The following is an 11,319-nucleotide window of genomic DNA, read 5'->3' on the forward strand; positions in this document are numbered from 1 at the left end:
GCTTCACATGCCGCTACGTCCCCTCGTTTTGCTCAGTCTGGTCGGCCTCCTGGCGGCGTGCAGCAGTGAGGCGCCCAAGCCCGCCGAACCCAAGCCCGGCCCCGCCAGCACCCAGGCGCAGAAAAAAGCCCACAGCGCCGCCGACCTCGGCCCGTTGCCAGCCTTCCAGCGCGAACTGAGCGGCAGCCTGCAAAACGTCCCGGCGGGGGCGGAAGTAGAGCTGGCGCTGCTGGTGATCGACGACCGTGGCCGCCCGCAGCAGTTGCTCGCCAGCTCCAGCCTGATCGGCAATAACCAGGCCCTGCCGTTTCGCCTGCGCTTCAACCCCGAAGCCTTCCCCGGTGGCGCGCGCGTCGAGTTGCGTGGGCGCGCCAGCCAGTCCGGGCAATTGATCCTGCACCTGCCGGCGCTGCGTATCGAGCAACCCACCACCCAGGCCCTGGGCGCGCTGCAACTCGTCAAAGCGCCATGACCGCACCGTTCGACCTGCAACAGGCCCTGGCTCAATTGCTGGGGGACGCGCGCCTGGTGCCCTGCCCGCTGCCGGGCACCGACCTCAAGCTGTGGCTGATCGATGGCGACAACATGGACCGCGCCTTCAGCCCGGAAGAAACCCGGCGCATCCTCCATGAACCGCCGTACTGGAGCTTCTGCTGGGCCAGTGGCCTGGCGCTGGCGCGCTACCTGGCGCAACACCCGCAGTGGGTGCGCGGCAAGCGCGTGTTGGATTTCGGCGCCGGCTCCGGCGTGGCAGGGATTGCCGCGGCCAAGGCCGGGGCGCTGGAAGTGGTGGCCTGCGACCTCGACCCCTTGGCGCTTGCCGCGTGCCAAGCCAACGCTGCGCTCAACGGCGTGACCCTGGGCTACTCGACGGATTTTTTCGCCGAAGCCGACCGCTTCGACCTGATCCTGGTCGCCGATGTGCTGTACGACCGTGCCAACCTGCCGCTGCTCGACGCCTTCTTGAGCCGCGGCCGCGAAGCCCTGGTGGCCGACTCGCGGGTACGGGATTTTCGCCACCCGCTGTACACCCGCCTGCTGATGCTCCAGGCCATGACCCTGCCGGACCTGGCCGAACCGGAAGAATTCCGCCATGTCAGCCTTTACCACGCGCAGCGCAGCTAACGCCTACAGGGTTTCGCCGCAGCCACTCGACCTACCGGCCACCCCCCGCCACGCCGTATAGTGCGCCCATCCACGTTTTGCGAGATTGCCCCATGAGCCAGGACACCCCCTACATCTTCGACGCCACCACTGCCGACTTCGATCAAACGGTGATCGAGGCGTCGTTCCATAAACCCGTGCTGGTGGATTTCTGGGCCGAGTGGTGCGCGCCGTGCAAGGCGCTGATGCCCATGCTGGCGCAGATCGCCGAGAGCTATCAGGGTGCGTTGCTGTTGGCCAAGGTCGATTGCGATGCCGAGGCAGACATCGTCGCCCGCTTCGGCATTCGCAGCCTGCCCACCGTGGTGCTGTTCAAGGATGGCCAACCGGTGGACGGCTTTGCCGGGGCGCAGCCGGAGTCGGCTGTGCGCGCCCTGCTCGAACCCCATGTGCAAATGCCACCACCGGCGGCGGCCGACCCCTTCGAGCAGGCCCAGGCCTTGTTCGACAGCGGCCGTTTCGCCGACGCCGAAGCCGCGCTCAAAGCGCTGCTGGGAGAAGACAACACCCACGCCGGCGCGCTGATTCTCTACGCCCGTTGCCTCGCCGAACGGGGCGAATTGGGCGAGGCACAAACCGTGCTCGACGCAGTCAAGAGCGACGAGCACAAAGCCGCGCTGGCCGGGGCCAAGGCGCAAATCACCTTCCTGCGCCAAGCGGCCGACCTGCCGGACGCCGCCGACCTGAAAACCCGCCTGGCGCAAAACCCGCAGGACGATGAAGCGGCGTATCAACTGGCGATCCAGCAACTGGCGCGCCAGCAGTACGAAGCGGCCCTGGAAGCGTTGCTCAAGCTGTTCGTGCGCAACCGCAGCTACAGCGAAGGCCTGCCCCACAAGACCCTGCTGCAAGTGTTCCTCCTGCTGGGCAACGATCACCCGTTAGTGACCACCTACCGGCGCAAGCTGTTCGCCGCGCTGTACTAGTCCACCCAGCTATAAAGCGGCGTATCCCCGCCGCTCACCACCTTGACCCCGGCGCTATGGCGCAAGCGCACCAACAGGCGCTTACCCGCCGCCGCGCTGCCGGTCAGGCTTTCGAGCCGGGCCAGCAAATCCGGCCCGCTCAGCTGCCCGGCCTGGCGCAGCAGGTCCTGGGCGATCAGCCACAAGGCATCATCCTGGTTCACCGGTTTGCCCGCCGTGCTGGCGGCCGGCGCGGCTGCCTCGACCTTTTCCACCTGCAACTGGCCACCCAGGCGCGCCCAGTCTTGCTCATCCAGTTCCAGGGTCAAATCCACCGGCCAATCGCCGATGCTTCCACGAATCCGCAACATAGGGTCTGCCTCATATTTGTGGCGGGCATGCTCCCACGCAGCTTGCGTAACGCCAAGCAGAGGGGCACACTCCGCGACCAATCGTTATAAGATTACATAACATTTCCCCTCGGAGACTTGCCATGCGCCGTCTGCTTCTCGCCCTGCCGTTTGCCCTGTTGCCCCTGGTGGCCGCCCAAGCCGCCGCCCCCCACGACCACGAGCATGGCAGCCTCGGCGCCCACGAACACGGGGTCGCGCGCCTGAATGCGGCGCTGGATGGCAAGACCCTGGAGCTGGAACTACAAAGCCCGGCGATGAACCTGGTGGGTTTCGAGCACGTGGCCAGCAGCGACGCCGACAAGGCCAAGGTCACCGCCGTGCACGCGCAACTGGCGCAACCTCTGGCGCTGTTCAGCTTGCCCGCCACTGCCGGTTGCACGGTGGCCAGCCAAGAGTTGGAGAGCCCGCTGTTCGGCGACAAAGCCGAAGATCACGACCACGATGCAGAGGGCGACGAACACGACCACGACCACAGCGAAATCCACGCCCACTACCAGTTCACCTGCGCCACGCCCGCCGCGTTGAAGCACCTGGACCTGGGCAATCTGTTCAAGACCTTCCCCGCCACCCAGAAAATTGCGGTACAACTCATCGGCCCGAGCGGCCAGCAAGGGGTTGAAGTCACGGCCAAGGCTGCGCTGCTGACCTTTTAAAAACATACCCAGCCCTCTGTGGGAGCAGGCCTGCTCCCAAAGATGGCTGGGGTTGCACCGAACCCACCAAGAACCCGTCGCCATGACCCAAGCGCTTATCGAACTCTCCCACCTGAGTTTCAGTTGGCCCGGCCACCCGCAGTTGCTGGATATCCCGGCGTTTCGCCTGGAACCCGGCCAGACGCTGTTTCTCAAAGGCCCCAGCGGCAGCGGCAAGACCACCCTGCTGGGCCTGTTGGGCGGGGTGCAGAAGCCCGACAGCGGCAGCATCCGCCTGCTGGGCCAGGAGTTGACCGCGCTGGCGGCGGGCGCCCGTGACCGCTTCCGGGTCGATCACACGGGCTACATCTTCCAGCAATTCAACTTGCTGCCCTTTTTGTCGGTGCGTGAAAACGTCGAGTTGCCGTGCCACTTCTCCAAGCTGCGCGCGCGCCGCGCCGCGCAGCGCCATGGCAGCGTGGAAAAAGCCGCCAGCACCCTGCTGGCGCACCTGGGCCTGACCGACCCCAGCCTGCTGGGCCGGCGCGCCGATGCCCTGTCCATCGGCCAACAGCAACGGGTGGCCGCCGCCCGTGCGCTGATCGGCCAACCGGAGCTGGTGATCGCCGACGAACCGACCTCGGCCCTGGACTACGACGCCCGCGAGGCCTTTATCCGCCTGCTGTTCGCCGAATGCCGCGAGGCCGGCGCCAGCCTGTTGTTCGTCAGCCATGACCAAAGCCTGGCGCCGCTGTTCGACCGCCACTTGTCCCTGGCCGAACTCAATCGCGCCGCCGCGCCCTGCGAGGTTTGAGATGTACTTGTTCCGCCTAGCCATGGCCAGCCTGGCAAACCGCCGCTTTACCGCGACCCTCACCGCGTTCGCCATTGCCCTGTCGGTGTGCCTGCTGCTGGCGGTGGAGCGGGTGCGCACCGAGGCCCGCGCCAGTTTCGCCAGCACCATCAGCGGCAGCGACTTGATCGTCGGCGCCCGCTCAGGCTCGGTGAACCTGCTGCTGTATTCGGTGTTTCGCATCGGCAACGCCACCAACAACATCCGCTGGGACAGCTTCGAGCACTTCGCCAGCCACCCGAAAGTGAAGTGGGCGATCCCCATGTCCCTGGGCGACTCCCATCGCGGCTACCGGGTGATGGGCACCACCGAGGCCTACTTCCAGCATTACCAATACGGGCGCCAGCAGCACCTGGCGCTGGCCGATGGCCGCGCCTTCGCCAGCGACCCGTTCGAGGTGGTGCTGGGTGCCGAAGTGGCCCAGGCACTGCATTACACACTGGGCGAACAACTGGTGCTGGCCCATGGCGTGGCGGCGGTGAGCCTGGTCAAGCACGACGACAAGCCCTTCACCGTGGTCGGCATCCTCCAGCGCACCGGCACGCCGGTGGACCGCACGCTGCATATCAGCCTGGGCGGCATGGAAGCGATCCACATCGATTGGCAAAACGGCATGCCCGCCCGGGGCAAAGGCCGGGTCAGCGCCGAACAGGCACGCAACATGGACCTCAAGCCCCAGGCCATCACCGCGTTCATGCTCGGCCTCAACAGCAAGATTTCCACCTTCGCTGTGCAGCGCGAAATCAACGAGTTCCGTGGCGAACCGCTGCTGGCGATCCTGCCGGGGGTGGCGTTGCAAGAGCTGTGGAGCCTGATGGGCACCGCCGAAAAGGCGCTGTTCGTGGTGTCGCTGTTCGTGGTGCTGACGGGGTTGATCGGCATGCTCACGGCAATTCTCACCAGCCTTAACGAACGCCGCCGCGAGATGGCGATCCTGCGCTCGGTGGGCGCGCGGCCCTGGCACATCGCGAGCCTGCTGGTGCTGGAGGCGTTCGCCCTGGCGTTGGCCGGGGTCACGGCGGGCCTGGGGTTGCTGTACCTGGGCATCGCCCTCGCCCAAGGCTATGTGCAGGCCAACTATGGGTTGTACCTGCCGCTGGCCTGGCCAAGCGAGTATGAGTGGGCGCTGATGGGCGCTATCCTGGCGGCCGCTGTGCTGATGGGCAGCGTGCCGGCCTGGCGCGCCTACCGGCAATCCCTGGCCGATGGCCTGTCCATTCGTTTATGAGGAAACACCGCATGCCCCGCGCCCTGCTTGCGCTGCTGTTACTGGTTGCCCTGCCGTCGTGGGCGGCCGAACCCCGGGACCTGACCTGGTCGGAAATGATCCCGCCCGACGCGCCCGTAGTCGAGCCGAACATGACGCCCCTGCACGACCTGGCCAAGCTCAGCGATGCCCTGGCCGCCGAGGCCGGCCCCGCCGCCCATCAGGACATGCCCGACGCGCCGGTGGTCAAGGGCCTGAACGGTGAGCGCATCCGCCTGCCGGGCTACATCGTGCCGCTGGAGGTCAACGAGGCGGGGCGCACCACGGACTTCCTCCTGGTGCCCTACTTCGGCGCCTGCATCCACGTGCCGCCACCGCCGTCGAACCAGATCGTGCATGTGAAAAGCGAAGTGGGGGTCAAGCTCGAAGAGTTGTACCAGCCGTACTGGATCGAGGGCGCGTTGCAGGTCAAAGCGTCCAGCAGCGAATTGGCCGATGCCGGCTACCAGATGGACGCCGAGAAGATCTATCTCTACGAGTTGCCCGAGTAAAACGCAAAAGGTTCCCTGTTTACGGGCTCCATCGCGTTTTCATTGAGCTGTGTCAAAGCCTGCCCCTGGGTCATCACTACCATTGGACGCAGCCAACTAAAAACGTCCTTTGGAGCCCCCATGCACAAGTCTTTGCTTAGCGCTTCCCTGTTTGCCCTCGCGCTCGCCGCGCCGATCGCCCACGCCCACCAGGCTGGCGACATCCTCGTGCGTGCCGGTGCCATCACCGTCAACCCGAAAGCCGACACCTCCAGCGTCAAGGTAGACCGCGGCGCGCTGGCTGGTCACGACCTGGGCGGCAAAGCCACCATGGACAGCGACACTCAGCTGGGTCTGAACTTCGCTTACATGCTGACCGACCACTGGGGTCTCGAACTGCTGGCCGCCACGCCGTTTGAACACGACGTGAAAATCAAAGGCACTGCCCTGGCCCCAGCCAACGGCAAGCTCGGCTCCCTCAAGCACCTGCCGCCAACCCTGAGCGTGGTCTACTACCCGCTGGACACCAAGTCCGCATTCCAACCCTACGTGGGCGCCGGCATCAACTACACCTGGATCTATGACGAACACGTTGGCAGCGACGCGCAAGCCGCCGGTTTCGACAATTTCCGCGCCAGCAACAGCTGGGGCTGGGCCGCTCAACTGGGCGCCGACTACATGATTACCGACAGAATCATGCTCAACGCCCAGGTTCGCTACATCGACATCGAAACCACCGCCTACGTGAACAACGACGGCGTATCCCCTGGCACCCGCGCCAAGGTCGACGTTGATGTTGATCCGTTCGTGTACATGGTTGGCCTGGGCTACAAGTTCTAAGTACCCCGCCCACGAAAAAGGCGCCTGCGAAGGCGCCTTTTTTATGCCCGTCGAATGCTCAGCGGCCGAGCAGGCGCGCCAGGCCCACGGTCAGCGGTGTTTGCACAGGCAGCTCAAAACGCTGCGCCAGGCGCTGGTTGTTGGCCCGCGAATGGCGGATATCGCCGGCCCGCGCCGGGCCATGGCTGATGGCGGGCAGCGAACCGACCACGCCTTCAAGCGCCACCAGCAATTGCTTGAGGCTGATGGACTGGTTCCAGCCGACGTTCACCGCGCCCACTTCCAGGCTCGGCGCTTCGAGGGCTTGCACCAGTAGGCCGACCAGGTCTGCCACGTAGAGGAAGTCGCGGGTTTGCTCGCCATCGCCAAACACGGTGATCGGCAGGCCCTTGGCCGCCCGCTCGCTGAAAATGCTGATGACCCCGGAGTACGGCGAAGACGGGTCCTGGCGTGGGCCAAAGATGTTGAAAAAGCGGAAGATCGCGGGCGCCAGCCCATGCTCGCGACGGTAGAAATCCAGGTAATACTCGCTGGCCAGTTTGTCCGAGGCGTAGGGCGTGAGCGGCGCCTTGGGAGTGTCTTCGTCGATGGCCTGGCCTTCGCCGTTGTTGCCGTACACTGCCGCGCTGGAGGCGAACACCACACGCTTGACGCCGTGCTCGCGCATGGCCTCACAAACATTGAGGGTAGCGATGAAGTTGCTCTGGTGGGTGCGTACCGGGTCGTCCACCGAGGCCTGCACCGATGCGACTGCCGCCAAGTGGGCGACAGCCTGGCACCCGGCCATGGCCTGGGCCACCAACGCGGCATCGGCGGCGTCGCCGACGATCAGCTCGACCTTGGGGTTATCCAGCGCCAGGTTGCTGCGCTTGCCAGTGGACAGGTCGTCAAGCACCCGCACCGAGTAACCCTTGGCCAACAGTGCGTCGGTCAGGTGGGAACCAATGAAACCGGCGCCGCCGGTGATTAAGACAATGCCTTTAGCCATGACGATAAAACCTATCCAATAAGCCCGGGAGCGCCGCGCGCCAGGCACGTGGCTTGATCCCGAAAGTGTGCAGAATTTTCTTGCAGGCCAGCACCGCGTGTTGCGGTTCTTCGCCAGCATCCGGGCGCGCGGCGTGGGCCTGCGCGGTAGGCGCTTCGATCGCCAGGGGGTGCAACTGCCGCGCCTCGCTGAGAATCGCCTGCCCCAGCGCCAGCGGCGTGGTGGCTTCGTGCCCGGCGTAGTGGTACGTGCCCCACAGGGGCGCGGCGCAATCGAGCTGCTTGAGCACCGAGATAATCACCCGGGCGGCGTCGTCGGCCGGGGTCGGGTTGCCACGCCGGTCGTCGGCCATCAGCAACTCTTCGGCGGTTTCGGCCCGGGCCAGGAAACGCCCCAGGGTGCCGTCGAGGCTGTCGTCCAGCAACCAGCCAAAGCGCAACAGCACATGCTGCGGGCACGTAGCGCGCACGCTTTGCTCGATCCGCCATAGCGCCTGGCCGCGCAGGCCCAACGGCACCGGCTCGTCTTTTTCGCTGTAGGCCGTGGCCCGCGAGCCGTCGAACACGCGATAGCTGGAGGGTTGCAGGAGGATGATGTTGTGGTGCTGGCACAGCTCGGCGAGGCGTTCCACCGCGCGTTCCTGCTCGGCCAGGCGTGGCTCGGCCACCGCTTCGGCCTGGAACCAGTCGAAGTAGTAGGCGAGGTTAATCAAGGCGTCGGGGCGGGTGTCGTCGAGCAGTTGCGTCAAGCTCGCGGCGTCCCAACCGTCTTGCGGTGGGCGGGGCGCGAGAAAACCGATGTCTTCTTCCGCACCGAGGCGAATCAGCGCCTGCCCGAGGGCATTCCCGCCGCCCAATAACATAAGGCGCATTCGCATAAAGTCAGCAGGCCCAGTCTGTCGAGAACGATTGTTGATGCGCAAAAACCCGGAGGTCTTGCCGTGATGATTGCCGGAATCGTTGCATTTTGCGGCTTTGCAGCGCAACCGTCACTTACAAAGTACGCCCATTCAGTGCGCCGCCACCCGCACCACCGTGGGCGAACCCACACCAAAACGCGTGCGGTATTCGCTCGGCGCCAGGCCGGTGATTTTCTTGAAGGTGGCGCGAAAAGCGCTGGGGTTCTGGTAACCCACCGTCCAGGCGATGTGGTCGATAGTGCCTTGGGTGAACTCCAGCAATTCGCGCGCCTTGCCGACCCGCAGGTGCTGGCAGTATTGCGTCGGCTTAAGCCCTGTGGCGGCGCGAAAACGCCGCAGGAACGTGCGCTCCTCCAGGCCCGCGCACTGCGCCATCGCCGCCACCGACACATCCACCGCGCCATTGCCTTGCAACCAATGTTGGACCTTGAGCACCGCCCCATCGCCATGGGGAATCAAGTTGGCAGACTCAATATTGAGCTCGTAGGGCTCACCGCTCTGAATGCATTTGTGAATATCATCGAGGATGTCAGATTCGGTGATGTCTACGGTACTCACTGGGCAGTAGCGACACGGGATTTAACCAATCGCTCGAAGACGAAGCGAGTGATCGCCGGCCCGAAAAAAAGAAGAATGATGAACCTGGTCATTTGCATGGCAATCACGAATGACATGTCTACAGACGTTCCATGAGCAATGATTGCTATCGAATCCACACCACCGGGGCTGGTGGCCAGATAAGCAGTCAGAGGATCGACGCCGAAGAACTGAACCAGCAGGCAGCCCACCAGATAGCAGCACGCAATCATCGCCAGCAAAAGCAGAATTACCCGCAGGAATGCTTTTTTCGCCGCATGCCTCACATCCTCCGAAAAACGCAGACCGACACTCCAGCCCAGAAAAACGAACCCCAGGGTCAGAAGCCATTTCGGAGGCACCATCGAAACCTTGAAAACGAACTGAGCGATTGCTGCTATTGCTATCGCTCCGACAAAATTCGCAGCGGGAGAGCGCATGATCGACGCGAGAATCATGCTGGCAACGACTACGGCAACAGGTGCCAACTGCCCCGAATCATTAATGTCAAACCAAGGCTCGGGGCTACTTGCGGTCTGAAAGTTACCGACCACAAACGAAGCGATCAAGGCCACCAATACAACACGGCTGTATTGAATGAAGGCAACCAAACGCGAGTCCGCCCCATACTGTTCGGACAGAATGATCATCATGGGCGCAGCACCCGGAAGCGTTCCCCAAAGCCCTGTGGAACCTAGTAAAAACTTTATTCTGGTCACCAGTACACCGGTAAATATACTCAGCCCCAGAACGGATAGCGTAACCAGCACAAAAATATGAAATGGAACATTCTGCGCCTCAATAAACTCGGGGTGCAAAGCGCTGCCTATAAATGTTCCGATCACCGCCTGTGCAAGATTTGAATATCGCTTGTCAAGTACCAGACTGGAACCGATTACAACAAAAAATATGCCACTCACCATCGCCCCGATCATGAAAGCTGCCGGCACACCGACAGCTTCCAAAACCAAGGTCAGCAAGATGGATACAAGTGATAGCATCACCCATCTTAATGCTGGCATAGACCCCACCCTTTCATGATAAAAAACCTTGAAACTGTAGCCTACCTCACTCCCCCTCGCGGATTGCCAGCCTCCACCGAATGAAATATCGGGCGAAAGCTTTCGGGGAGCGGCCTTGTAAATTCACTGCCCAGCCAACACCTGAGAAGGCCGCTCACCGTCGCTACCTACAAACCTACGCATGGATAAATCCATCACACCTCCATAACTTATGTTTTTCACATGGTGCGCACCAAATAAAAGACCATGGAGGGATTTTTCACACGCTCAAAATGAAAAAAACCCGCAAGCGCGCGGTTCTTCAAGGAAAACTTTACAGTTTTCGCTAAGGTGCTCTCTAGAATGGTTATGAACACCAGAAAGGCGACCAAACTGTGCGAGTGAGTGAGTGAAACCTCTTAGATAGAAGGACGAATCTGATAAAACCGTAATTTTTCTGATTTTATTATGTACCGTATTCTGTAAGTTTTCGGCCATTTCGACACCAAAACCCGTGCAAAACCTAACAAAATGGTTTTGGCCCAACTACGGCAAACACCGACACACCGTTCGTCGGGAAAATATCTTTACTGGATGTTGACTACAAAAAGTCCACTTCTAGCGGCGCAGTAACCGTCCTTGACCACAAAGCATTCAATGGTATGGGATCCTGCGTAGGAAGCATCTTCTCTCCTTATCAGCGTCCCCGTTGTCACCGTGGCTTGCTCGAATCCCCCCCGAAGTTTTTTTGCCTTTGCTGCCGCCTCACCTGTGTTCACTATCTGCCAATAGATTTTGAATGGTCTGGGCACGTCTGTGTTCGCTACAAAGCTCAACGAAGATCCTCTAGGCAAAGGCACACCATCGTTATGAAACACGGTTTCTCTAAAGCCATTTCTGGCCATAGCTCCTTCGACCTGAACATAACCTACCGGAACGGTTGGCCAAGCAACCGGTTTGCGATGCGGCGCATCTACCAACTTCTGAAACGCGCTTTTCGCGCGCTTGATGACGGAAGCCTCGCTCAGCAATTTCTGCCCAGGATTGCTAGCCGCTTTTTCAACCAACTCACGCCCCATCCTTGGAGCCAAAGCGTCAATAATAGTGTTCAGATCTCCCTGTTCCGCAGCGCGGACAAAGTCAGTACGGGCCGTATCCAGCCAATCCTGAATTCATAGAATAAGCGCAACGCTTGAAACGAGAGGCAGAGAGCCAGCCACCGGTAGAATCCAGGCTCTCACACCGAAGGATTCAAGCGCAGATGACTACGCATTACCGGCAGCTGACTCAG

The 11,319-nt window shown here is 62.1% G+C and carries 13 protein-coding genes and 1 pseudogene; 8 read left to right on the forward strand and 6 right to left on the reverse strand.

From position 1 onward, the window contains the following. The first annotated feature begins 7 nt into the window (after positions 1 to 7). From AC19YT_RS21045 to trxA, 3 genes are all read left to right on the forward strand, one after another. A complete protein-coding gene (locus tag AC19YT_RS21045) occupies positions 8 to 472 on the forward strand; it encodes a hypothetical protein (RefSeq protein ID WP_095109669.1) in 465 nt (154 codons plus the stop codon). Beyond that, on the forward strand, positions 469 to 1,125 hold the full coding sequence (locus AC19YT_RS21050; RefSeq protein ID WP_500599273.1) for a class I SAM-dependent methyltransferase: 657 nt from the start codon (positions 469 to 471) through the stop codon (positions 1,123 to 1,125). The genes AC19YT_RS21045 and AC19YT_RS21050 overlap by 4 nt, the downstream gene beginning before the upstream one ends. Before the next feature lie 92 nt (positions 1,126 to 1,217). Continuing rightward, entirely contained in the window at positions 1,218 to 2,090 is an 873-nt protein-coding gene (gene trxA / locus AC19YT_RS21055) for a thioredoxin (RefSeq protein WP_095109671.1), read from the forward strand. Here trxA and AC19YT_RS21060 read toward each other — a convergent pair. Next, positions 2,087 to 2,440, reverse strand: a complete 354-nt coding sequence (locus AC19YT_RS21060; protein WP_095109672.1) for a hypothetical protein — start codon at positions 2,438 to 2,440, stop codon at positions 2,087 to 2,089. The two genes, trxA and AC19YT_RS21060, sit on opposite strands and share 4 nt — an antisense overlap. A 122-nt stretch (positions 2,441 to 2,562) precedes the next feature. Here AC19YT_RS21060 and AC19YT_RS21065 point away from each other — a divergent pair, with 122 nt between their 5' ends. The 5 genes from AC19YT_RS21065 to AC19YT_RS21085 all read left to right on the forward strand — a co-directional run bounded on the left by AC19YT_RS21065 (position 2,563) and on the right by AC19YT_RS21085 (position 6,544). Next, the gene (locus AC19YT_RS21065) at positions 2,563 to 3,135 is read left to right on the forward strand and encodes a DUF2796 domain-containing protein (protein WP_500610925.1); all 573 of its coding nucleotides are present in this window, start codon (positions 2,563 to 2,565) and stop codon (positions 3,133 to 3,135) included. A gap of 82 nt (positions 3,136 to 3,217) precedes the next feature. Continuing rightward, positions 3,218 to 3,928, forward strand: coding sequence for an ABC transporter ATP-binding protein (locus AC19YT_RS21070; protein ID WP_095109674.1), 711 nt, complete (start codon positions 3,218 to 3,220; stop codon positions 3,926 to 3,928). A 1-nt stretch (position 3,929) separates the two neighbouring features. Beyond that, positions 3,930 to 5,195: an ABC transporter permease gene (locus AC19YT_RS21075; RefSeq protein WP_095109675.1), complete on the forward strand. Its 1,266-nt coding sequence runs from the start codon at positions 3,930 to 3,932 to the stop codon at positions 5,193 to 5,195. An 11-nt stretch (positions 5,196 to 5,206) separates the two neighbouring features. Next, the gene (locus AC19YT_RS21080; RefSeq protein ID WP_095109676.1) at positions 5,207 to 5,725 is read left to right on the forward strand and encodes a DUF3299 domain-containing protein; all 519 of its coding nucleotides are present in this window, start codon (positions 5,207 to 5,209) and stop codon (positions 5,723 to 5,725) included. Positions 5,726 to 5,845: 120 nt separating this feature from the next. Then, positions 5,846 to 6,544: an OmpW/AlkL family protein gene (locus tag AC19YT_RS21085; protein WP_095109677.1), complete on the forward strand. Its 699-nt coding sequence runs from the start codon at positions 5,846 to 5,848 to the stop codon at positions 6,542 to 6,544. A gap of 58 nt (positions 6,545 to 6,602) precedes the next feature. Here the strand turns inward: AC19YT_RS21085 and pgnE are convergent, their stop codons facing one another. From pgnE to AC19YT_RS21110, 5 genes and pseudogenes are all read right to left on the reverse strand, one after another. Beyond that, positions 6,603 to 7,532 (reverse strand): UDP-N-acetylglucosamine epimerase PgnE, encoded by a 930-nt coding sequence (pgnE, locus tag AC19YT_RS21090; RefSeq protein WP_095109678.1) that lies wholly within the window; start codon positions 7,530 to 7,532, stop codon positions 6,603 to 6,605. After that, positions 7,525 to 8,409: a sugar nucleotide-binding protein gene (locus AC19YT_RS21095; protein ID WP_095109679.1), complete on the reverse strand. Its 885-nt coding sequence runs from the start codon at positions 8,407 to 8,409 to the stop codon at positions 7,525 to 7,527. Before AC19YT_RS21095 ends, pgnE begins: the two co-directional genes overlap by 8 nt. A 132-nt stretch (positions 8,410 to 8,541) precedes the next feature. Next, positions 8,542 to 8,916, reverse strand: a pseudogene (locus tag AC19YT_RS21100) (helix-turn-helix domain-containing protein); the annotation flags it as partial. 89 nt (positions 8,917 to 9,005) lie between these two features. Then, positions 9,006 to 10,049 carry an AbrB family transcriptional regulator gene (locus tag AC19YT_RS21105; RefSeq protein ID WP_500610926.1) on the reverse strand — a complete coding sequence of 348 codons (1,044 nt, stop codon included), beginning with the start codon at positions 10,047 to 10,049 and terminating at the stop codon, positions 9,006 to 9,008. A gap of 566 nt (positions 10,050 to 10,615) precedes the next feature. Continuing rightward, entirely contained in the window at positions 10,616 to 11,107 is a 492-nt protein-coding gene (locus tag AC19YT_RS21110) for a nucleotide-binding domain-containing protein (RefSeq protein WP_256347053.1), read from the reverse strand. Positions 11,108 to 11,319 lie beyond the last annotated feature (212 nt).

Source organism: Pseudomonas sp. MF08875, assembly GCF_059862525.1.